The sequence below is a fragment of the Pseudomonas sp. zjy_15 genome, from assembly GCF_043101865.1.
GTDB lineage: Bacteria > Pseudomonadota > Gammaproteobacteria > Pseudomonadales > Pseudomonadaceae > Aquipseudomonas > Aquipseudomonas putida_Y.
On sequence record NZ_JBICII010000106.1, the window covers coordinates 1 to 21,400 of the forward strand.

Here is a 21,400-nt window from a genome sequence, read left to right on the forward strand (position 1 = left end):
GGTGTGGACACGCATCGGGGGTTGGACAGCGGATCGGTGATGGACACAGGTCGGTGGTTGGACACAGGCCGTCGTAGGAGCGGGTTTACCCGCGAAGAGGCCGGCACAGGTTAGCGGGTCAGGTGCAGGGCCAACTGCACCAGCCCGATCAATACCGCAATGAACACCAGGGTGAACAGCCCCCCCAGCGCAATGAAATGGCTGGCCTTGCCGTGGGTGAAGTCGCGTGCGCGGTTTTTGCCGCTTTGCACGCCGAAGGCGGCAGCGAGGATGCTGTGCAGCATCTGCCAGAAGGTCGGGGGTTTGCCCTGGCTGGAATCGTCCATGGTGGCTCCTGGGGAAATCAGAGGCAATCAGGGACAGTGTAGGCAATGGTTGCGAGGTTGCCTGTGCCGGCCTCTTCACGGGTATACCCGCGAAGAAGCCAGCGCAGTCGTTTAGCTGTCATACCCCAGGTTAGGCGCCAGCCAGCGCTCGCTCACGCTGATGTCCTGGCCTTTGCGCGCGCTGTAACGTTCGATCTGGTCCTTGTCGACCTTGCCGACGGCAAAATACTTCGCCTGCGGGTGGGCGAAGTACCAGCCGCTGACCGCCGCCGCCGGGAACATCGCGAAGTGCTCGGTGAGGTATACCCCGCTCGGCCCGGTTTCACCGATGGCAGTGCCATCGAGCAGGCGGAACAGGGTTTCCTTTTCGGTGTGGTCGGGGCAGGCCGGGTAGCCCGGAGCAGGGCGGATGCCGCTGTACTGTTCCTTGATCAGCGCCTCGTTGTCCAGGTGCTCGTCGCGGGCATAGCCCCAGTGCTCTTTACGCACCTGCTCGTGCAGCCATTCGGCACAGGCTTCGGCCAGGCGGTCGGCCAGGGCCTTGACCATGATCGAGCTGTAGTCGTCGCCCTTGTCCTGGTAAGCCTTGGCCACTTCCTCGGCACCGATGCCGGCGGTGGTGATGAAACCACCTACGTAGTCGGTAACGCCGCTGTCTTTCGGTGCGACGAAATCGGCCAGCGACCAGTTGGGCTTGCCGTCCGGCTTGATGGTCTGCTGGCGCAGGTGGTGCAGGGTGGCCAGTGCCTGGCCGTCTTCGCCGTAGACTTCGATGTCGTCATCGTCCACCTGGTTGGCCGGCCAGAAGCCGAATACCGCGCGGGCGCTGATCAGCTTCTCGTCGATCAGTTTGTCGAGCATCTCGCGGGCATCCTTGTACAGCGCCGTAGCGGCCTCGCCAACCACCTCGTCGGTGAGGATGCGCGGGAACTTGCCGGCCAGGTCCCAGGAGATGAAGAACGGGGTCCAGTCGATGTACTCGGCCAGGGTGCGTAAATCGATGTCCTCCAGCACCTTGACGCCGGTGAAGGAGGGCGCCGTTGGCTGGTAGCCGGCCCAGTCGTACTGCGGCTTGGCGGCGATCGCCTGGGCGTAGCTGAGGCGCTCGGTACGGGCGCTGCGGTTGGCGGTACGCTCGCGCACGTCCACATATTCCAGGCGGGTCTTCTCGACAAAGCCCGGCTTCAGTTCTTTGGACAGCAATTGGGTGGCCACGCCGACCGCGCGCGAAGCGTCGGTGACGTAGATGACTGCGTCGTTGCTGTACTTGGGCTCGATCTTGACCGCCGTGTGCGCCTTGGAGGTGGTGGCGCCACCGATCATCAGCGGCAGTTCGAAGCCCTGGCGCTGCATTTCGCGGGCAACGTGGACCATTTCGTCCAGCGACGGGGTAATCAGGCCGGACAGGCCGATGATGTCGCACTTCTGCTCGCGGGCCGTCTGCAGGATCTTCTCCGCCGGCACCATCACGCCAAGGTCGACGATGTCGTATCCGTTACAACCCAGCACCACGCCGACAATGTTCTTGCCGATGTCGTGCACGTCGCCTTTTACCGTGGCCATCAGGATCTTGCCCTTGGCTTCCGGTTTGTCGCCTTTCTCGGCTTCGATGAACGGGATCAGGTGAGCAACGGCCTGTTTCATCACCCGGGCTGACTTGACCACCTGCGGCAGGAACATCTTGCCCGCACCGAACAGGTCGCCGACCACGTTCATGCCGTTCATCAGCGGGCCTTCGATCACTTCGATGGGGCGCGCGCACTGCTGGCGGCATGCTTCGGTGTCTTCGACGATGAACGCGGTAATGCCTTTTACCAGCGCGTGCTCCAGGCGTTTCTCCACCGGCAGCGAGCGCCACTCTTCGTTTTCCACTTCCTTGGTTGCGCCGCCGCCCTTGTAGTCGTCGGCGATGGCCAGCAGTGCATCGGTGCCATGCGGGGTGCGGTTGAGCACCACATCCTCGACCTTCTCACGCAGCTGGGCCGGGATCTCGTCGTAGATCTCCAGCTGGCCGGCGTTGACGATACCCATGGTCAGGCCGTTCTGGATCGCGTGATACAGGAACACCGAGTGGATCGCCTCACGCACCGGGTTGTTACCACGGAACGAGAACGACACGTTGGACACACCGCCCGAGCTCAGGGCGTGGGGCAGGTGGTCGCGGATATAGGCACAGGCTTCGATGAAGTCGACGGCGTAGTTGTTGTGTTCTTCGATACCGGTGGCGACGGCGAAGATGTTCGGGTCGAAGATGATGTCTTCTGGCGGGAAGCCCACTTCGTTGACCAGGATGTCATAGCTGCGCTGGCAGATTTCCTTCTTGCGCGCTGCAGTGTCGGCCTGGCCGACTTCGTCGAAGGCCATGACCACCACGGCAGCACCATAGCGCTTGCACAGGCGGGCGTGGTGCTTGAACTGCTCGACGCCTTCCTTCATGGAAATGGAGTTGACGATGCCCTTGCCCTGGATGCACTTGAGACCGGCTTCGATCACTTCCCACTTGGACGAGTCGATCATGATCGGTACACGCGAGATGTCCGGTTCACCCGCGATCAGGTTGAGGAACCGGACCATGGCCGCCTGGGAGTCGAGCATCCCTTCGTCCATGTTGATGTCGATTACCTGGGCGCCGGCCTCGACCTGTTGCAGGGCGACTTCCAGGGCTTCGGTATAGTTCTCTTCGCGGATCAGCCGGGCGAACTTGGCGGAACCGGTGATATTGGTGCGCTCACCGACGTTGACGAACAGCGACTGGCGGTCGATGGTGAACGGCTCCAGGCCCGACAGGCGGCAGGCCTTGGCGATTTCCGGAATCTCGCGCGGCTTGTACTTGGCCACGGCTTCGGCAATGGCCTGGATATGCCCCGGCGTGGTACCGCAGCAGCCGCCAATGATGTTGAGGAAGCCGCTGGCAGCGAATTCCTCGACCACCGCAGCCATCTCGGCCGGGGTTTCGTCATACTCGCCAAAGGCGTTCGGCAGGCCGGCATTGGGGTGGGCGGACACATGGGTATCGGCCTTGGTCGCCAGCTCTTCCAGGTACGGGCGCAGGTCCTTGGCGCCCAGGGCGCAGTTCAGGCCCACGGAAATCGGCTTGGCGTGACGCACCGAGTTCCAGAACGCTTCGGTGGTCTGGCCCGACAGGGTACGGCCGGAGGCGTCGGTGATGGTGCCGGAGATCATGATCGGCAGTTCGACGTTGTCGTCCTCGAACACTTGCTGCACGGCGAAGATCGCCGCCTTGGCGTTGAGGGTGTCGAAGATGGTCTCGATCAGGATCAGGTCGGCGCCGCCTTCGATCAGGCCGCGGGTGGCCTCGATGTAGTTTTCTACCAACTCGTCGAAGGTGACGTTGCGGAACCCGGGGTCATTGACGTCCGGGGAAATCGAGCAGGTCCGGCTGGTAGGGCCGAGCACGCCGGCGACGAAGCGCGGCTTGTCCGGCGTCTCCAGGGTCTTGGCATCGGCAACCTGGCGAGCGATGCGCGCGCCTTCGACGTTCAGTTCGTAAACCAGTGACTCCATGCCGTAGTCGGCCTGGGAAATCTGCGTGGCGTTGAAGGTGTTGGTTTCGAGAATATCGGCACCGGCATCCAGGTAGGCCTTCTCGATGGCGGCGATCACGTCCGGGCGGCTGAGCAGCAAAAGGTCGTTGTTTCCCTTCACATCGCTTGGCCAATCGGCAAAACGCGTGCCACGATAGTCGTGTTCCTCTAGACGGTAGCTTTGGATCATAGTACCCATGCCGCCGTCGAGGATCAGGATGCGCTCTTTGAGTGCGTTCTGGAGTGCTTGAAGACGAGCGCTGCGGTCGGACATAGGAACTACCTGGTCGGGCGAATAACAGAAGGTGCCGAATCATAACAAAGCTGCGCGGTTTTTAGGCATGTCGCCCATTTGCATGAAAACTGCTCATGTTGGACGGGCGCTGACAGCGCAAAGCACCCAGGATGACCAGGCAACAAATCGTGATGGCTTTCAAGAACCAGGACTTTCCGCACATGGTGCATCGTATCCTTGCCGGCGCCTTTGCCCTGCTCATCAGCGGCGCGGCATTCGGGCAGGCCCCCCAGTCGAGCCCGGCTATATCCTACACCCGGGACATTCAACCGATCTTTACCGAGAAGTGCGTGGCCTGCCACGCCTGCAACGACGCCGCCTGCCAGCTGAAGCTGGAAAGCCCTGAAGGCGCTGTACGCGGGGCCAGCAAGGTCCCGGTGTACCAAGGCGAGCGGAGCAAGGCGGTGCCCACAACGCGGCTTTTCTACGACGCACACAGCGAAGAGCAATGGCGCAAGAAAGGCTTCTACTCGGTGCTCGACAACCAGGGCGGTCAGGCCGCGCTGATGGCGCGCATGCTGGAGTTGGGCCACAAGACCCCGCTTACGCCCAACGCCAAGCTGCCCGAAGAGATCGTCCTGGGCCTGAGCCGCAACAATATGTGCCCGTTGCCCCATGAGTTCGACGCCTATGCCGGCGCACATCCCAAGGAGGGCATGCCGCTGGCGGTGACCGGGCTGACCGACGACGAGTACACCACCATGCGCCGCTGGCTGGCGGCCGGTGCGCCGGTGGAGTACCAGCCGATCCAGCCGAGCGCGGCCGAAGCCAGGCAAATCGCAGAGTGGGAAGAACTGTTCAACCGCCCGGGTTCCACCGAGGCGCTGGTGGGTCGCTGGCTGTACGAGCACCTGTTCCTGGCGCACATCTACTTCGTTGGCGGTGAGCAGGGCCACTTCTTCCAGTGGGTGCGCTCGCGCACGCCAAGTGGCAAGCCGGTCGATATCATTGCCACCCGCCGCCCCAACGACCCACCGGGCACGGACTTCTACTACCGGTTGATCCCGGTGCAGGGTGTGATCGTGCACAAGACGCATATCACCTACCCGATGGGGCCTCAGAAACTCAAGCGCGTGAAGCAGCTGTTCTACGCCGGCGACTGGCATGCCACCGCGCTTCCGGGTTACGGCCCGCGCCACCGGTCCAACCCGTTTGAAACCTTCGAAGCGATCCCGGCAGTGGCGCGTTACCAGTTCATGCTGGATAACGCCGAGTACTTCGTGCGCACCTTCATCCGTGGCCCGGTGTGCCGCGGGCAGATTGCCACTGACGTGATCCGCGACAACTTCTGGGCGCTGTTCCAGGAGCCGGCCTTCGATCGCTACATCACCGATGCCGAGTACCGGGGCGAGGCCACGCCGTTGCTGGCCATGCCTGGCCAGATCGATGACGTGGGCAGTGTGCTGAGCCTGTGGCACGCCTATCGGGACAAGCGCAACGACTACGAGAAACTGCGCCGTGAAGCCTATGCCGAAATGCCGGCACCGAGATGGTCGACGCTGTGGGCCGGTAACGACAATGCGCTGCTGAGCATCTTCCGCCACTTCGACAGCGCATCGGTGACCAAGGGCCTGGTGGGTGATGTGCCGCTGACCGTGTGGCTGTTCGACTACCCGTTGTTCGAGCGCACGTATTACCAGTTGGCGGTCAACTTCGATGTGTATGGCAACGTTTCGCACCAGTTGCAGACGCGCCTGTACTTCGACCTGATCCGCAATGGTGCCGAGGTCAACTTCCTGCGCCTGATGCCGGCCGACCAGCGCAAGGCGATCCTTGGTGACTGGTATCAGAACAGTGGCAAGGTGAAAATGTGGATGGATTATGAAGACATCGACACCGACACCCCGAGTGGCATCAAGCTCGACCCGCGCAACCCCAAACGCGACTTTGGCCTGAAGCTGCTGCAGCGCACCGGCAGCCTGAATGCCGCGCCGGACCCGATCAATCGCTGCCAGGGCGCGTTCTGCTCACGGCCGCAGATCAGCGAAGAGTTCCGCAATGCCGAGCAGTCGCTCAGCCGGCTGGTGTCGCGCCCGGCGGCTGGGCTGAAGGTGATCAACCAGTTGCCCGAGGCGACCATGCTGCGTATCGAAGGGCAGGACGGCCAGCGTCAGGTGTACAGCTTGCTGCGCAACCGCGCGCACAGCAACGTGGCGTTCCTGCTGGGTGAGGCTTACCGCTACCAGCCGGGGCTGGATACCCTGACCCTGTACCCGGGGGTGCTCACCAGCTACCCGAACTTCATCTTCAACATCCCGACCACGGATGTGCCGGAGTTCGTCGAGGACATGGAGTATGCGAAAGATGACGCGGCGAAGTTCGAGCGCATTGTCATGCGCTGGGGTGTGCGCCGCAGTCACCCGGCGTTCTGGCACTACTTCCACGACCTGAACAGCTATATCAAGGAGACCGAACCGGTCGAGGCGGGCGTGCTGGACATGAACCGCTACGAGAACCTCTGATCGGGTTGGCTGACTTTTCCGAGTACCTTGCGGTCGGAACGGGTGGGTGGTCTTGATCGATTGCAAAGGGGGCTGCTTTGCAGCCCTTCGCGGGTGAACCCGCTCCTACAACAGGTACGGCGCTGCTCTCAAGGCTGGCGCCGGCTTCTGCACTCGATACGGGCCTCAATGCACCGCCTAGCGCAGGGTATTCCATGCTGTATTCGCTTCAGGCACTGCGGGCGTTCGCCGCCTGGGTGGTGGTCTGCCACCATTTCATGCAGATCTTCTTCGACTTCCACGCCACCGGCCCCATCGGCCAACTGCTTGCAGACCGCGGCGCCGTAGGTGTCGACATCTTCTTCGTCATCAGCGGGCTGGTCATCTACCTGTCGACCCGCGACAAAGCCATCGAACCGCGCCAGTTCCTGCTCAATCGGGCGCTGCGCATCGTCCCGGCCTACTGGTTCTACACCGCCCTGATGGCCATGTTGCTGCTGGCATTCAGCCAATGGATGCCACATCAGGCGTTTGCCTGGCCGCACCTGTTCCTGTCGCTGCTGTTCATTCCGGCGGAAAACCCCGGTGGTTATGGCCTGTACCCAACCCTGAACGTGGGCTGGACGCTGAACTTCGAGATGTTCTTCTACCTGCTGTTCGGCCTGGCCTTCCTGGTACGCCAACGGCATCACCTGCTGTTGGTGACTGCCGCACTGTTGCTGGTCAGTGAGGGGCTGGGGCGCATGGGCGTGGTCAGCCGCTTCTACAACAACGACATCATCTACGAGTTTCTGCTGGGCATCGGTGTGGGCGTACTGTATCGCCGCGGACTGATCCGGCAGGGCAGGGTGTTGCCGCTGGCGTTGTTGGGGATGGCGGGCCTGGCGATCTACTATCTGGACGCGTCCCAGCGCTTGCTGTACTGGGGGGTGCCGAGCGCGATGATCGTCCTGGCCTTCGTGGCCATGGAGCCGCTGTTCCAGGGCAATCGGCTGCTCAAGGCCCTTGGCGACTGTTCGTACTCGGTGTACCTGATTCATGTGCTGGTGCTGTATGCCGGTTGGTTCGCCACCCAGCGGCTACAGCTGAACCCGTTCCTGACATTTGCCCTGTGCGTGCCGTCCATTGGACTAATGTCGTGGTTCAGCTACCAGTGGCTGGAGCGTGGCCTGTACCGGCGAATGCAGGCCTGGCTGACGGCGCAACGGGGGCCGGCCCCGGAATATGCGCTTTCCCGAGTCAATTGCTAGGACTTTGTTCAAAGGCCGGGTTGGCGTACACTTGGTCGCAAGTCTGTGAGGAACCTACATGAGCGCTATAACCATTACCGACGCCGCCCATGACTACCTGGCCGATCTGCTCTCCAAGCAGAATACGCCCGGCATCGGCATTCGCATTTTCATCACCCAGCCGGGCACCCAGTACGCCGAAACGTGCATCGCCTACTGCAAGCCGGGCGAAGAGAAGCCTGACGACACCGCCGTGGGTCTGAAAAGCTTCACCGCGTACCTGGATGCAGTCAGCGTGCCGTTCCTGGAAGACGCGCTGGTCGACTACGCCACCGACCGCATGGGCGGCCAGCTGACCATCAAGGCGCCAAACGCCAAGGTGCCGATGGTCAACGAAGACAGCCCGATCAACGAGCGTATCAACTACTACCTGCAGACCGAGATCAACCCCGGCCTGGCCAGCCATGGTGGCCAGGTGAGCCTGGTGGACGTGGTCGATGACGGCATTGCCGTGCTGCAGTTCGGTGGGGGCTGCCAGGGTTGCGGTCAGGCCGATGTCACCCTGAAGGAAGGTATCGAGCGCACCCTGCTCGAGCGTATTCCGGAGCTGAAGGGCGTGCGCGACGTGACTGACCACAGCCAGAAAGAAAACGCCTACTACTGAGTTGAAGGCGGCTCCCTTAGCAACAAAGTGTTACGGTTTCAACCCCTGCGACAACAGGCCGCAGCCCGTATTCAAAGGGCTGCAGGCCATCCCCGCGTTGGTCGGGTAGAACCCCTCTGGGTGTCATGCCAGAATGCCCCGGTTTTTCGACCGGCCCGTCCCGAGGGCCGGCACCTTCCCTGTAAAGGATGGTTTCATGAATGATCTTTTGACCCGGCGTTCGGTTGTCGCCGGCATGGGCGTTCTCGGGCTTGGCCTGCTGGCAGGCTGCAGCCCGGCCCGGGGGCTCGAGTTCAAGTACGGCAAGAACATGAGCAACGATATCCTCGGGCGCAAGTTCAGCCTCAAAGACCCGCAAGGTAACGTGCGCACCCTGTCGAGCTTCTACGGCAGCATGCCGATGGTCTTCTTCGGCTTCACCCAGTGTCCGGCCGTCTGCCCGACCACGCTGGCGCGTGCGGCGCAGATTCGCAAGCTGCTGAGGGGCCGCGACCGCGACCTGTTCCAGGTGGTGTTCATCACCCTGGACCCGGAGCGCGACACGCCCGAGGTGCTCGATGCCTACGTCAAGGCCTTCGACCCGACGTTCACCGCGCTGACCGGCACCCCCGAGGAAATTGCCGCCGTGGCCAAGGAGTTCAAGGTGTTCTACGAGAAGGTTCCGGCCGGAGACACCTACACCATTTCTCACTCGTCCACCAGCTACGTCTACGATACACGTGGCACCCTGCGCCTGAGCCTGGGCCATTCCCTGAACGCCAAGGAATGCGCCGAAGATCTGGTCACCCTGATGGAGATCTGCTGAATGTCGATGCAACCGATCAAACGCGGTTTGACTGCCCTGGTACTGATGGGGCTGGCGCTGCCGGCCCTGGCCCAGACCACCGTGAGTGATGCCTGGGTGCGTGCCAGCGTGCCGCACCAGCAGTCTACCGGTGCTTTCATGGTCCTGACTGCCAGCAGCGACAGCAAGCTGGTGGGCGTGTCTTCGCCCGTGGCCAAGACCGTGCAGGTGCACGAGATGACCATGAACGGTGACGTGATGGGCATGCGTGAGGTCAAGGCTGTCGAGTTGCCAGCCGGCAAGGCAGTGACCCTGGACCCGAATGGCCTGCATGTCATGCTGATGGGCCTGCACAATCAGGTGAAGGAAGGGGAGAAAGTGCCACTGACCCTGACCATCGAGGATGCCAAGGGCGCCAAGGAAACCCTGGAAGTTCAGGCGCAAGTGCGTGCGCTCAACGCCGAAGCGGGTGGTGGGCATGATCACATGCACATGAACCACTGACAGATCAAAGGGCCGCGTTCAGCGGCCCTTTTCTTTTTCAACTGCGCCTTTCAGCTACGAAAGCGCGGTAGCGGTCTGTCGAGGGTCAGTGACGTCAGGGTCTTTCGAACCTGGGCCTCATCGGCCTCCAGTGCCTTCAGGCTAGCGCGGATCTTGCCGGCGGCGGGCACATCGCCCTGCCGGTCGATCCAGTCGGCAATCTCCTTGCAGGCACTGCTCAGACAGGCCTGGCGCTGGTTCATCAGCGACAGAAGGGTGGTGAGCTCTCTTTCGGACATGGCAGGATCCTCCGTTCAGCCTTGTCAGTGTAGCAGAGGGTTGGCCAGGCTCTTGCGGCCTTTGCAAGGCGCGCTGCGGCAGCTGCAAGTGGCTGCTCTTGCGGCGCAGTAACAACTCGTTACTTATAAACAGCATGTTTAAAGTTGATGCTCGTGCCGTGCAAGGGATTCAAGGCTCGGGATCTGAAAGTGCCTGTTGAAGTGCTCAACTGCACAATCTGGTAGCTGCTGGCGGGTCTGCATGCTCGAGAGGGCGCTGCCGCCCTTTCACGCGCGTAGGGCAGAGTGAACGCAGGCTTGCCGATACGCCCCCGGGGTCACCCCATAGGCTTGCTTGAACTGCCGGCTCAAATGGCTCTGGTCAGCAAAGCCGAGGTCGAACGCCACTTGCGAAGCGGCCAGGCCGTGCTTCAGCATTTCGCGGGCGCGGGCCAGGCGGCGTTGCTTCAGCCAGGCGTGGGGTGGCAGTCCGGTGGCCTGGCGGAACACCCGGGCGAAGTGGAACGGCGATAGATTCACCGCGCCCGCCAGCGCTTCCAGTGAAGGCGGGTCGGCCAGTTGGCTTTCCAGCAGTTCGCGGGCGCGGGCTACGGCCAGGGGTTCGTGGCCAGGGGCCGAAGGCTCGGCGCACTGCCCGTGCCGCTGCACCAGGGCCAGCACCGCCTGGCGCCAGGCCGTCTGCTGCTGCAAGGCGCTGGCGCTGGCTTCGGACAACTGATGCAGCTGGCTGAAAGCGATGGCCAGGGCCGGGTCATGGATCACGCTGTCCTTGAAGCTGGGCATGCCGTGGCGGCCCAGTTCCAGTTCGTCGAGCACACCGGTCACCCGCTCGTGCTCGGGATAGAAGCCGCGATAACGCCAGCCGGCTTCATGGGCCGTAGCGCCGGTATGCAGTTCGTCGGGGTTGATCAGCACCATGCTGCCGACCGGTGCCAGGTGCTCGCTGCCGCGGTGCCAGAAGCGCTGGGCGCCCGACTCGATCACGGTGAATACATAGCCCTCGTGCACATGCGGGGCAAAGCGCTGCTGATAGTAGCGAGCGTGCAGCATCTCGACGTCGCCAAGGGCTGGCGCCTGCCAGAGGTGTGTCTGCTCGGGCAAGGGCATGCTCATGCCAGCCAGCTGCGCAGAAGGAAGAAGATCAACATGCTCACCAGCATGCTCAGCAATACGCTGCGGGTCAACAGCACCAGGGCGATGGCCACAAGGGAGCCCAGCAGGTAGGGGTTGAGCAGGCTCAGGTTGAGCTGGTGGTCAGCCATGAAGATGATCGGGCCGCAGATGGCGGTGAGCATGCCCGGCACGGCAAAGCCGAGAAACTGCCGGGCATTCGAGCTCAGGCGCAAGGGCAGGCGTGGCTCCAGGAACGCGTAGCGGTTGAGGAACACGATGGCACCCATGGCGAAAATCAGGATCCAGGTCATGCGCGGGCTCCGGCAAATTTCTGGCAGATGAACCCGGCGCTCATGCCCAGCAGGCCTGCGACCACCAGGGCGGTTTCCCAGTGCCAGTAGCTGAACAGCACCGAACAGAACAGCGACACGGCTACGCACACCACGGTGGCCAGGTTGCGTACCAGCGGCGCGATCAGGGCGACGAAAGTGGCGACAATGGAGAAATCAAGGCCGAATTGGTCCAGGTGTGGAATGTTCTGGCCCAGCAGTATGCCGGCCAGGGTGAACAGGTTCCAGGCGATGTAGAAGGTAAGGCCCACCCCCAGGGCATACCAGCGGTTGAATTGCTGCTGGTCGTACTGGCTGGTCAGGGCGAAGAATTCGTCGGTCAGCAGAAAGCCCAGGCCGAGCCGCCAGCGCAAAGGCTGGCTGGACAGCACTGGGCGCATCGACAGGCCATACAGTAGGTGCTGCGAGGTCAGCAGCAGGGTGGTGAGCAGGATAGATGCCAGGTTGGCACCCCCTTTGAGCATGCCAATGGCCACCAACTGCGCGGCACCGGCGAAGACGATGGCTGACAGCCCTTGCCCTTGCCAGGCACTGAGGTTGGCCTCAATGGCCATGGAGCCGGCCAGCAGGCCCCAAGGGGCAACGGCCAGGGACAACGGGATAATGGCAATGGCGCCGTGAAGAAAGGCTTGGCGGGCGATGTGGGGCATGATGGCTGCATTACGGCTACGTGGCAGGCCAGCATGACAGACGGTGCAGGGGATGGCTTGAACGATCTTGCTGACCGACGTGTGTTCGCCCCAACCTCAGTGGCCACCTGACAACAGGGCCGCAAAGCGGCCCCGAATGAGCCTGGGTTATGGGCGGCTGGTCAGCAGCTGGTGCGCCGTTGCGCAGCCATTGATGTCTACGGCTTTCTGCAGCAGGCTCGTGCGGTGCTGTGGGTCGAGGTCGCCAAGCAGGCGGTACACCTCGGCCTGGTAGTCGCGCTGACGCCCCCACAACATTTCCAGGCCTTGTGGCCGGCTGCGGTTGCAGGCCAGGCGTGTGGCCGGTTGCGGGTAGTAGGGGGCGTACACGGTGGCCATGCTGGGGATGGCCTCCAGCGCTGTACGGTACTCGCTGCTGACGTTGTAGGGCCGGCACCAGGTGGCGATGGCTGGCGCCGGCGCGGCAAACCCCTGTTTGAGGCTGGCTTCGAGCAACGGGCAGGCGGCCTCCGGGATTTGCGCGGCGGGCAGGTACGTCATGTAGTACAACGCCAGGCGGTACTGTGCGACCGGGTGGCCAAGCGCTACCGATTTTTTCAGCAGGGCAACCGCTGTCGGCAAGGTGTGAGCCATGGCCTGGCCCTGGCGGCTAAGCTCAGGGTCACGCCCCACTGCTGTGCGCAGCGTGCTGGCAGCGTCGCTCTGGTCATCGGCCTGCTCCAGCAGCGGCAAGGCCTGCCGGTAGAGCAAGTCGGCATGAGGGTCGATGCGTACCTCCAGCGCTTGTGCGGCCAGCGGCATCAGCGCAGCCAATAGCGGGGGCAGGCGCCGCACAAGGCTCACAGGCAAACCCCATGGATGGCCAGGTACGGAAGGACGGCTTCGGTGGTCATGGCGGTCAAGCGTGCGCCTCGGGCAAATCGTAACGACGACGTATTCTAGCCACCCAAGGGGGGTTGCCGAAAGACCACCCGGCAACTGTCAGACGAGCTTGATCGGCGTGACCTTGCGCTGCGCATGTTTTTCCTGGGCCAGCCCAAGCTTGGCGGTGATCACCTTGGCCAAGGCATTGTTGCCCAGATCGTTCAGGTGCAGGCGGTCGATGAACAGGTCGGCGCTGAACACTGGCGAGCTGTCGAGCATGCAGTTCATGTCGTAGCAGGGCACCGGGTCGGCCTGGCTTTTGATGCGGCGGAAAAATGCCGAATGTAACTGTCTGTCGAATGCGCCCTCCAGCAGCCGGTCGAAGTTCGCCGGTTGTTGCTGCAGCGCGGTCAGCATGGCTTGCTCGCCGGCGGGCAGAGTATCCCGGCACCAGGGCAGCAAGGGTTGCAGGATGAAGGTGAGCGTGGCGTGGCTGTCTGCCAGGAGGCGGTCCCATTGGCGCAAGGTACGGCCGATGTTGTCGGCGGCACGGGCCAGTCGTTTTTCCGGGGGCGACAGTGGCCAACTGACCGGAGCTGCGACCACGGGAGGGGCCAGCGCCTGGCCGATGCGCCGCCACAGCGACTGCCGACGGGGTGGTGCGCAGGGCTGCAGGCCTTCGCTGAAACTGTTGAGAAAGGCCTGGTAGGCCTTGGCGTGCTGCGGGTCGTTGGTCCCCGCGAGGACTTCGCGCAGGGCTTCGTGGGCCAGGCTGTTGAGGCCGCTGAGCACCACCACATGGCCAAGCTGGCCAAGGCGGTGCTGGTGGGTCAGGAACATCATCAATTCCTGGCTGGCATTGAGCCCGCAGCCGGCCAGGCTCAGCCACACTTCGCCCGTGAGCATCGACAGGTGCGAGGCCACGGTGTGTTCGTCGGAGCTGGCGCCGATGCCCAGGGCTGTGGAGCCGCCGACCAGCAGGTTGATGCGCGACGCACCACCGTGCTCGGCCGCTGAAAAGCGCTTGCCGGCGCAATGGCTGTAACGCAAGCCAAGGGCATCGGTGTTGATGGTGCCGGAGCGGTAGCCGGTTTCGTGCACATGCAGGGTATAGGGTGCACGGCGACTGCCCAGCAGGAGAAAACGCTGGTAGTCCTGCTGCAGCGGCGAAGGAGACGGGCGCGTGTCAGTCGTGGTCATGGTCTCTCCTTCGCTGATGCCGGGTGCTTAGCAGCAGGTTCAGGCCGCCAGTTCCTTGAGGTTGTACAGCAGGCCGCCGCCGGCGATCAGCAGCAGGGCGACGCCCGAGGCCAGGCTGATGAGGCGGTTGCTGCGCTGCGAAGCGATCTTGCCGATGGCGAAGATGTACAGGCTGAGCACGGCGAAATCGATGGCCACCCACAGTAGCGACAGCACCACCATGCTCTTGCCGAACGATTCGGTGATCTGGATGAACTGCGGGAAGAAAGCGATGAAGAAAATGATGTCTTTCGGGTTGGAAATGCCCACCATGAAGCCTTGCATCAGCCCGCCGCGCCCAGCCTTGGGGGCCTCGCTCGTCGCGTCTGACGCGGGTGCCTGCAGGGCGTCCCTCAGCGTGCCGATGGCAATGTAGCCGATGAACAGGCAGCCCAGCAGGCTCATGGTGCTGAGCCATGCCTTGTCGATGGCGGCGCTGGTGAGGATGATCCAGGCTGCCGCGCCGATCAGCACCAGTGATGCCCAGTTGGTGCCGACGGCGGTGAACATGGCCTTGCGCGAGCCGGAGGCGGCCGCAGTGTTGACGATCAGTGCCACCACCGGGCCGGGAGTGGCGATCAGTAGCAGCACGGTGAGGGCGTAGGTGGCGGTGAGTGCGGTATTCACGGTCAGTTCTCGATCAGTATGTCGGGTGTCGCCTGGTGTGCGGCATGGGCGTGGAACGGGCAGCGTGACGGGTTGAGCGAGCCTGTCTCCTGCAGTTGATACTGCTTCCACTCGTAGTTGTCGGTATCGCCGAAAAAGCCAAGGGTGTCGGGCACAACGCCGTCGTTGTAGTGATGCACGCGCTCGCGAATGCGCTCGCGGATGCGCTTGCCACTCTCGGTGTTGGCGTTGGCCACTTCGTCGAAGTTCTCCCGCGGGTTGATGACGAAGGTGATGTGCTGGCCCAGATTGCGGCTTTTCATCTGCTGATGGCCGGGGAAGTTCATGTTGATGAACAGCGGCATGCCGGCATAGCAGAACGACCAGCCGGTATCGTCGGGATCGGTCGGGATGCCTTGAGGCCAAGGGTGCGGGTCGCGCGCATGCACGCCGCGCAGTACCTTCCAGGCCAGGGCCTGCTGCTCGGCCAGGCTGCTGCCGGCTGCGGTTTCGAGAAACACCACCAAAGGGCTGCCGATGCGCTGCTTGGGGGCGATCGGTGCGACGGTGCGCACATAATTGGCCAGGCCCTGTGCGATATCATCAGCCAGTTGCTCGGCGCGGGCGAAGAGAATATGGCAGGTTTCGCCGTTTACCGCCTTGCGGCCGAACAGGCAGGGGAATTCGGGGTTGGCGAGAATACTGCGAAAGTGTTCTATGGTTTTGAACGTCCAATGTTGCATGTTGTAACCATGTTCAGTGGCGAGCTCCAGCGCATCCAGGCGATAGCAATTTCCATATCCCGTAAACATGATTTCCCCAGGCGTTGATTTAAGTGAACGTTCCAGTCACATGCAGGCAGGATCTTGGTTATGTTTGTTATTTACCTGCATTTTCCGAGACGCTCTTGACGTTGTAAAACGCGTGGAGTTATGACCTACTATTAGTCTTACTCATGCTCGGGACACCGCCATGTCGGAACGGATTCAGGCCTTGCACGCGTTGCGTGCCTTCGAGGTGGCCTCTCGCTATGGCTCATTCACCCGTGCGGCTGAAGAGCTGGCCCTGACTCAGGGCGCCGTCAGCCACCACATCAAGACCCTCGAAGCCCTGTTCGGCTGCGACCTGTTCGAGCGTCGGGGCCCCAAGCTGAGCCTGACCGAACACGGCCGTCTGCTGGCTCAAGAGCTGAAGGTCGGCTTCAAGATCATCGAAAATGCCTGCGCACTGCTGCGTCAGGATCGCTACGGCCTGCGCCTGAAGGCGCCTTCCACGCTTACGGTGCGCTGGCTGCTGCGGGCGCTGGATGCGTTCAAGAAGGTCGAGGACAACTGCAGTGTGCAACTGTCCAGCGTGTGGATGGATATCGACAGTGTGGACTTCTATTCCGAGCCCTACGATTGCGCCATTCTCCTGGCCAGCGGGCGTTTTCCCGCCGATATCGAGAGCTTCAAGCTGTTCGATGAATGGCTGATCCCGGTATGTCATCCGGATTACATGTCACAGGTGCAACCGCAACTGTCCGACCTGCCCCGATGCGAGTTCCTGCACCCGTCACCCGACCGGCGTGACTGGCGGCGTTGGCTGGCGCGAATGGATGCGCTGGACATCAGCATCGACCAGGGGCAGGTGTTCGATACCCTCGACCAGGGCATATCGGCCGCCCAGCAAGGCTTGGGTATTTCAGTGGTCGATCTGGTACTGGCCAGCACCGACCTGGCCGCCGGGCGCCTGGTCACGCCTTTCAAGCATGCCGTGGCCACCGGCGACGGTTACTACATGACCTGGCTCAAGGCCAGCCCAAAAGCGCGGCAGATGCACAAGCTGCGTGACTTCCTGCTCGGCCAGGTACCGCCGCTGGCCTACAAGGACATCAACTACCTGTACGGTTGAACACCCGATCGAGCATGAAATCGATGAATACCCGCAACTTTGGCGGCATCTGCCGCCCGGACGGCCACAGCAGGTAGAAGCTGCCGCGCCGTTCCATGAAGTCGTCGAGGACACTGACCAGTGAGCCATTGCCCAGTTCACGACCCACGTTGAAGTCCGGCAGACAGGTAATGCCGCGGTGGTTCAAGGCAAAGCAGACGCGTGTTTCGACGTGGTTGCAGACCATCGAGATGGGGATGTCATAGGCTTGCTCGGGGTGCTCCTGGCGCAGCGGCCAGGTTTCCAGCTTGCCGTTGCTGGGGAAGCGATAATGCAGGCAGGTATGCGCCGCCAGGTCGCGTGGGTGCAAGGGTGTGCCACGTTCGCGCAGGTACTCGGGCGAGGCTACCAGACGGTGCTGAAAGTGCCCCAGGAATTTGGCGCTGAGCCGAGAGTCCGCCGGCTGCCCGCCGCGCATCACCACATCGAAGCCTTCGCCGACGATATCCACCATGCGGTCGGAGAAGTCCAGGTCCAGTTCAACCTGTGGGTACAGGGCCATGAACTCGGCAAGTGCCGGCATTACCAGTCTGGTCACCTGCGGCATGCTCACCCGCAGGCGCCCGCGTGGGGTTTCGCTGGCCTGCGACAGTTCCTGCTCGGTAGCTTCGATTTCGGCAAGGATGCGCCGGCTGCGTTCGAGGAACATCGTGCCCTCGGCAGTGAGGGTGATGCTGCGCGTGCTGCGGTGGAACAGGCGCACGCCCAGGCGGCTTTCCAGGCGCGCCACGCGCTTGCCCACTGCCGAGGCACTGATCCCCAGTGACTGGCTGGCGGCAACGAAGCTGCGTGTTTCGGCCACCCGGTTGAAGACCACGAAACCGCTGAGGCTGTCCATGTCCCACTCCTGATTGCGGACGCTGATGTCCTGGGTGAGCGGCATTGTAACCGTCTTTTTCCGCAATGGCCTGGTCTTGCAGACTGTCCGCCTCGTTTCCCACTCAAGGCGTTTGCAATGTCCCAGACATCTTCCCCACCGTTGCTGGCCGCCAGCAACGAACGTCTGCCCGTTGGCGGGCTGCTGGCGCTGGCCATGACCGGTTTCATCGCCATTCTCAGCGAAACCCTGCCTGCGGGTCTGCTCGACCAGATTGCCGATGGTATGCACATCAGCCAGGCCATGGCTGGGCAATGGGTCACGGCGTATGCCTTGGGCTCGTTACTGACCGCCATCCCGTTGGTTACGTTGACCCAAGGCTGGTATCGGCGCCGGGCGCTGTTGCTGGCGATCATCGGCTTCGTGCTGTTCAACGGGCTGACGGCCTTGTCGAACTCCAACACGCTGACCCTGGTGCTGCGCTTTTTCACGGGGGCTGCGGCCGGCCTGGCATGGGGCCTGATCGCTGGCCATGCCCGGCGCATGGTGCCGGTACCGTTGCAGGGCCGGGCCATGGCGCTGGCCATGCTCGGGCAGCCGATTGCCTTGTCGCTCGGCTTGCCGATTGCGACCTGGCTGGGGGCAGGGTTGGGCTGGCGCGCGACGTTCGTGGTCGTCACGCTGGTGGCGTCGCTGCTGGTGGTATGGGTGTTGCGATCCGTACCGGACTACCCGGGGCAGGCTGCCGGCAAGCGCCCGGCGGCCATGCAGGTATTGCGCACGCCGGGGGTGTTGATCGTATTGCTGGTGATCCTCACCTGGATCCTTGGCCATAACATTCTCTACACCTATATCGTGCCGTTGCTGGCGGCAGCCGGCATGGCTGCGGACATTGGCCCTGTGCTGATGGTGTTCGGTCTGTCGGCGCTGGCCGGGATCGGCCTGGTAGGGCTGCTGGTCGACCGGCACCTGCGCAAGCTGGTGTTGCTGAGCCTGGCCGGTTTTGCCTTGGCCACGCTGGCATTGGGGCAGGCATCGTCGTGGCTTGTGTACTTGAGCATCGCCTTGTGGGGAATGACCTATGGTGGTGCCCCGACCCTGCTGCAGACAGCGTGCGCCGACGCCGCAGGCCCGGGTGGTGACGTAGCGCAGTCGATGCTGGTGACGGTGTGGAACTGCGCCATTGCCCTGGGCGGGATCATTGGCGGCTTGCTGCTGGCTGGGGCGGGCGTTGAGTGGTTTGGCGGGGTGGTGCTGGTGTTGATCGCCTTGGCCTGGCTGCTGGCCGTGGCCGGGCGCAGGAGCGGTTTTGTGGCGGGGTGGCGCTAAAACACTCATGCCAGGCACGACACAGGTAGAATAACGCCATCTACAGACAATCCAGAGGTCGACGCAGTGGAGTTGCAGCAGGGTTTTGTCCTGACCCGGCACTGGCACGATACGCCGGAAGGCACCTGCGTGGAGTTCTGGCTGGCCACCGATGCCGGGCCGCGGCTGTTGCGGCTGGCGGCGCAGGAGTCGGTGGCCTTCATTCCTCAGGCGCAGGCCGAGCATGCCCGTGTGCTGCTGGCCAACGAAACCGGGACCCAGCTCAAGCCACTGCGTCTGAAGGACTTCGAGCATCGCCCGATGCTCGGCCTCTATACCCGCCAGCATCGCCAATTGATGCAACTGGAGCAGCGTCTGCGTACGGCCGGTATCGACGTGTTCGAGGCCGATATCCGGCCGCCGGAGCGTTACCTCATGGAGCGCTTCATCACGGCGCCGGTGCAGTTCACTGGCCAGCCGGATGCGCAGGGCGTTTACCGGGAAGCCCAGCTCAGGCCGCTACCAGGCTATCGCCCGGCGCTGCGCCTGGTGTCGCTGGATATCGAGACCAGCGAGCGTGGTGAGCTGTACAGCATCGCGCTGGAGGGCTGTGGCCAGCGCCAGGTGTACATGCTCGGCCCGGCCAACGGCGATGCCAGCGGGCTTGACTTCGACCTGGAGTATTGCGCCGATCGCGCCGCCTTGATCACCCGGCTCAACCAGTGGATGGCCAGGCATGACCCGGACGCGATCATTGGCTGGAACCTGGTGCAGTTCGACCTGCGCCTGCTGCATGAGCACGCCAAGTCGTTGCAGGTGCCACTGGCCCTGGGGCGCAACGGTGCGGTCATGACCCTGCGCAGCCATGCCGGTGGCGGCCATGTCTTCGCCGATGCGCCGGGGCGGCTGCTGATCGATGGCATCGAGGCGCTGCGTTCGGCTACCTGGAGTTTTCCCTCGTTCAGCCTGGAGAACGTTGCCCAGACCCTGCTGGGTGAAGGCAAGTCCATCGACACGCCGTACCAACGCATGGACGAAATCAATCGCCGCTTCGCCGAAGACAAACCGGCCCTGGCGCGCTACAACCTGAAGGACTGCGAACTGGTCACGCGCATTTTCGCCCATACCCGGCTGCTCGACTTCCTGCTCGAACGTGCGTCGGTGACGGGGTTGGCCGTGGACCGCAGCGGTGGGTCGGTAGCCGCGTTCTGTCACTTGTACATTCCACAGATGCACCGCCTTGGCTTCGTCGCGCCCAGCCTTGGCAGCCGCCCAGACGAAGCCAGCCCCGGCGGCTTCGTCATGGATTCGCGGCCAGGGCTTTACGACTCGGTGCTGGTGCTGGACTACAAGAGCCTGTACCCGTCGATCATTCGTACCTTTCTGATCGACCCGGTAGGGCTGATCGAAGGCCTGCGTCAGCCTGACGACGCACATTCGGTCGAGGGCTTTCGCGGTGGGCGTTTTTCACGCACACAGCACTGCCTGCCAGCCATCGTCGAACGGGTGTGGCAGGGCAGGGAAGCGGCCAAGCGCGAGGGCAATGCGCCGCTGTCACAGGCCTTGAAGATCATCATGAATGCCTTCTACGGAGTGCTTGGCTCCAGCGGTTGCCGTTTCTTCGACCCGCGCCTGGCGTCGTCGATCACCATGCGCGGCCACCAGATCATGCGCCAGACCAGGTCCCTGATCGAGGCGTGCGGCTACGATGTGATCTACGGGGACACCGACTCCACCTTCGTCTGGCTCAAGGGCGCCCATGCCGAGGCAGACGCGGCGCGCATAGGCCGCGAACTGGTGGCAAAGGTCAACCAATGGTGGCAAGCCCATCTGCACGAGACCATGAACCTGCAGAGCGCCCTCGAGTTGCAGTTCGAGGTGCATTACCGGCGCTTTCTGATGCCCACCATCCGCGGTACCGACGAAGGCAGCAAGAAGCGCTATGCCGGCCTGGTGCAGCGGCCCGACGGTGCTGAAGAAATGGTTTACAAGGGCCTGGAATCGGTGCGCACCGACTGGTCACCGCTGGCCCGGCAGTTCCAGCAGGAACTCTACGGCCGCGTGTTCCGCAGCGAGCCCTACCGTGATTACGTGCGCGAGTATGTGCGGCGCACGTTGGCGGGCGAGCAGGACGAACTGCTGGTTTATCGCAAGCGCCTGCGTCGCCCGCTGGCCGATTACCAGCGCAACGTGCCGCCGCATGTGCGTGCCGCACGCCTTGCCGACGACTACAACAAGCGTCTGCAGCGCCCTCTGCAGTATCAGCGAGGGGGCTGGATCAGCTATGTGATCACCACCGCCGGGCCTGAACCGCTGGAAAACCTGCAGGCACCGATCGACTACGATCACTACATCAGCCGTCAGCTAATGCCGGTGGCCGACGCCATCCTGCCCTTTGTCGGCGATGATTTCACGCGCCTTACCGACCATCAGTTACTGCTGTTCTGAACGGGTG

Annotated in this window: 19 protein-coding genes; 8 read left to right on the forward strand and 11 right to left on the reverse strand. The window is 62.9% G+C overall.

Annotated features, from left to right (window positions below; translation table 11 throughout):
- Nucleotides 1-110: 110 nt before the first annotated feature.
- Entirely contained in the window at nucleotides 111-326 is a 216-nt protein-coding gene (locus ACF8EF_RS20200; protein ID WP_020193229.1) for a DUF2970 domain-containing protein, read from the reverse strand.
- Between the two features lie 111 nt (nucleotides 327-437).
- Entirely contained in the window at nucleotides 438-4,145 is a 3,708-nt protein-coding gene (gene metH, locus ACF8EF_RS20205; protein WP_010953333.1) for a methionine synthase, read from the reverse strand.
- A gap of 182 nt (nucleotides 4,146-4,327) precedes the next feature.
- Between metH and ACF8EF_RS20210 the strand changes: the two genes are divergently transcribed.
- The 5 genes from ACF8EF_RS20210 to ACF8EF_RS20230 all read left to right on the forward strand — a co-directional run bounded on the left by ACF8EF_RS20210 (nucleotide 4,328) and on the right by ACF8EF_RS20230 (nucleotide 9,788).
- Entirely contained in the window at nucleotides 4,328-6,628 is a 2,301-nt protein-coding gene (locus ACF8EF_RS20210; RefSeq protein ID WP_392461827.1) for a fatty acid cis/trans isomerase, read from the forward strand.
- 194 nt (nucleotides 6,629-6,822) lie between these two features.
- Nucleotides 6,823-7,857, forward strand: coding sequence for an acyltransferase (locus ACF8EF_RS20215; protein ID WP_209964938.1), 1,035 nt, complete (start codon nucleotides 6,823-6,825; stop codon nucleotides 7,855-7,857).
- Between the two features lie 58 nt (nucleotides 7,858-7,915).
- A complete protein-coding gene (nfuA, locus tag ACF8EF_RS20220; RefSeq protein ID WP_003250416.1) occupies nucleotides 7,916-8,500 on the forward strand; it encodes a Fe-S biogenesis protein NfuA in 585 nt (194 codons plus the stop codon).
- A gap of 196 nt (nucleotides 8,501-8,696) precedes the next feature.
- Complete coding sequence (locus ACF8EF_RS20225; protein WP_392461786.1) at nucleotides 8,697-9,305, forward strand: SCO family protein; 609 nt, start codon at nucleotides 8,697-8,699, stop codon at nucleotides 9,303-9,305.
- Nucleotides 9,306-9,788: a copper chaperone PCu(A)C gene (locus ACF8EF_RS20230; RefSeq protein ID WP_392461788.1), complete on the forward strand. Its 483-nt coding sequence runs from the start codon at nucleotides 9,306-9,308 to the stop codon at nucleotides 9,786-9,788.
- 50 nt (nucleotides 9,789-9,838) lie between these two features.
- Here the strand turns inward: ACF8EF_RS20230 and ACF8EF_RS20235 are convergent, their stop codons facing one another.
- From ACF8EF_RS20235 to ACF8EF_RS20270, 8 genes are all read right to left on the reverse strand, one after another.
- Entirely contained in the window at nucleotides 9,839-10,066 is a 228-nt protein-coding gene (locus ACF8EF_RS20235; protein ID WP_003250422.1) for a hypothetical protein, read from the reverse strand.
- 267 nt (nucleotides 10,067-10,333) lie between these two features.
- A complete protein-coding gene (locus tag ACF8EF_RS20240) occupies nucleotides 10,334-11,179 on the reverse strand; it encodes an AraC family ligand binding domain-containing protein (protein WP_392461790.1) in 846 nt (281 codons plus the stop codon).
- A complete protein-coding gene (locus ACF8EF_RS20245) occupies nucleotides 11,176-11,490 on the reverse strand; it encodes an AzlD domain-containing protein (protein WP_020193370.1) in 315 nt (104 codons plus the stop codon). Before ACF8EF_RS20245 ends, ACF8EF_RS20240 begins: the two co-directional genes overlap by 4 nt.
- Nucleotides 11,487-12,179: an AzlC family ABC transporter permease gene (locus ACF8EF_RS20250; protein ID WP_021782839.1), complete on the reverse strand. Its 693-nt coding sequence runs from the start codon at nucleotides 12,177-12,179 to the stop codon at nucleotides 11,487-11,489. The genes ACF8EF_RS20245 and ACF8EF_RS20250 overlap by 4 nt, the downstream gene beginning before the upstream one ends.
- 147 nt (nucleotides 12,180-12,326) lie before the next feature.
- Nucleotides 12,327-13,022 (reverse strand): sel1 repeat family protein, encoded by a 696-nt coding sequence (locus ACF8EF_RS20255; protein WP_176683896.1) that lies wholly within the window; start codon nucleotides 13,020-13,022, stop codon nucleotides 12,327-12,329.
- A 138-nt stretch (nucleotides 13,023-13,160) separates the two neighbouring features.
- Entirely contained in the window at nucleotides 13,161-14,243 is a 1,083-nt protein-coding gene (locus tag ACF8EF_RS20260; RefSeq protein ID WP_176683895.1) for a hypothetical protein, read from the reverse strand.
- Between the two features lie 39 nt (nucleotides 14,244-14,282).
- Nucleotides 14,283-14,909 (reverse strand): LysE family translocator, encoded by a 627-nt coding sequence (locus ACF8EF_RS20265; RefSeq protein WP_209964947.1) that lies wholly within the window; start codon nucleotides 14,907-14,909, stop codon nucleotides 14,283-14,285.
- A 2-nt stretch (nucleotides 14,910-14,911) separates the two neighbouring features.
- Complete coding sequence (locus tag ACF8EF_RS20270; RefSeq protein ID WP_176683893.1) at nucleotides 14,912-15,700, reverse strand: YqcI/YcgG family protein; 789 nt, start codon at nucleotides 15,698-15,700, stop codon at nucleotides 14,912-14,914.
- A gap of 160 nt (nucleotides 15,701-15,860) precedes the next feature.
- Here ACF8EF_RS20270 and ACF8EF_RS20275 point away from each other — a divergent pair, with 160 nt between their 5' ends.
- On the forward strand, nucleotides 15,861-16,781 hold the full coding sequence (locus ACF8EF_RS20275; protein WP_176683892.1) for a LysR substrate-binding domain-containing protein: 921 nt from the start codon (nucleotides 15,861-15,863) through the stop codon (nucleotides 16,779-16,781).
- Here the strand turns inward: ACF8EF_RS20275 and ACF8EF_RS20280 are convergent.
- Nucleotides 16,762-17,658 (reverse strand): LysR family transcriptional regulator, encoded by an 897-nt coding sequence (locus ACF8EF_RS20280; RefSeq protein WP_392461829.1) that lies wholly within the window; start codon nucleotides 17,656-17,658, stop codon nucleotides 16,762-16,764. The two genes, ACF8EF_RS20275 and ACF8EF_RS20280, sit on opposite strands and share 20 nt — an antisense overlap.
- 117 nt (nucleotides 17,659-17,775) lie before the next feature.
- Between ACF8EF_RS20280 and ACF8EF_RS20285 the strand changes: the two genes are divergently transcribed.
- Nucleotides 17,776-18,966: an MFS transporter gene (locus tag ACF8EF_RS20285; protein WP_176683891.1), complete on the forward strand. Its 1,191-nt coding sequence runs from the start codon at nucleotides 17,776-17,778 to the stop codon at nucleotides 18,964-18,966.
- Nucleotides 18,967-19,032: 66 nt separating this feature from the next.
- Nucleotides 19,033-21,393, forward strand: coding sequence for a DNA polymerase II (locus ACF8EF_RS20290; protein ID WP_392461792.1), 2,361 nt, complete (start codon nucleotides 19,033-19,035; stop codon nucleotides 21,391-21,393).
- Nucleotides 21,394-21,400: the final 7 nt, after the last annotated feature.

Bases quoted from the DNA above. Each gene is read 5' to 3' on its own strand.
- ACF8EF_RS20270 (WP_176683893.1), bottom strand. From the start codon at position 15,700: ATGTTTACGGGATATGGAAATTGCTATCGCCTGGATGCGCTGGAGCTC.
- ACF8EF_RS20275 (WP_176683892.1), top strand. From the start codon at position 15,861: ATGTCGGAACGGATTCAGGCCTTGCACGCGTTGCGTGCCTTCGAGGTG.
- ACF8EF_RS20260 (WP_176683895.1), bottom strand. From the start codon at position 14,243: ATGACCACGACTGACACGCGCCCGTCTCCTTCGCCGCTGCAGCAGGAC.
- metH (WP_010953333.1), bottom strand. From the start codon at position 4,145: ATGTCCGACCGCAGCGCTCGTCTTCAAGCACTCCAGAACGCACTCAAA.
- ACF8EF_RS20225 (WP_392461786.1), top strand. From the start codon at position 8,697: ATGAATGATCTTTTGACCCGGCGTTCGGTTGTCGCCGGCATGGGCGTT.
- ACF8EF_RS20235 (WP_003250422.1), bottom strand. From the start codon at position 10,066: ATGTCCGAAAGAGAGCTCACCACCCTTCTGTCGCTGATGAACCAGCGC.
- ACF8EF_RS20245 (WP_020193370.1), bottom strand. From the start codon at position 11,490: ATGACCTGGATCCTGATTTTCGCCATGGGTGCCATCGTGTTCCTCAAC.
- ACF8EF_RS20215 (WP_209964938.1), top strand. From the start codon at position 6,823: ATGCTGTATTCGCTTCAGGCACTGCGGGCGTTCGCCGCCTGGGTGGTG.
- ACF8EF_RS20285 (WP_176683891.1), top strand. From the start codon at position 17,776: ATGTCCCAGACATCTTCCCCACCGTTGCTGGCCGCCAGCAACGAACGT.
- ACF8EF_RS20210 (WP_392461827.1), top strand. From the start codon at position 4,328: ATGGTGCATCGTATCCTTGCCGGCGCCTTTGCCCTGCTCATCAGCGGC.
- ACF8EF_RS20200 (WP_020193229.1), bottom strand. From the start codon at position 326: ATGGACGATTCCAGCCAGGGCAAACCCCCGACCTTCTGGCAGATGCTG.
- ACF8EF_RS20250 (WP_021782839.1), bottom strand. From the start codon at position 12,179: ATGCCCCACATCGCCCGCCAAGCCTTTCTTCACGGCGCCATTGCCATT.
- ACF8EF_RS20230 (WP_392461788.1), top strand. From the start codon at position 9,306: ATGTCGATGCAACCGATCAAACGCGGTTTGACTGCCCTGGTACTGATG.
- ACF8EF_RS20240 (WP_392461790.1), bottom strand. From the start codon at position 11,179: ATGAGCATGCCCTTGCCCGAGCAGACACACCTCTGGCAGGCGCCAGCC.
- ACF8EF_RS20280 (WP_392461829.1), bottom strand. From the start codon at position 17,658: ATGGACAGCCTCAGCGGTTTCGTGGTCTTCAACCGGGTGGCCGAAACA.
- nfuA (WP_003250416.1), top strand. From the start codon at position 7,916: ATGAGCGCTATAACCATTACCGACGCCGCCCATGACTACCTGGCCGAT.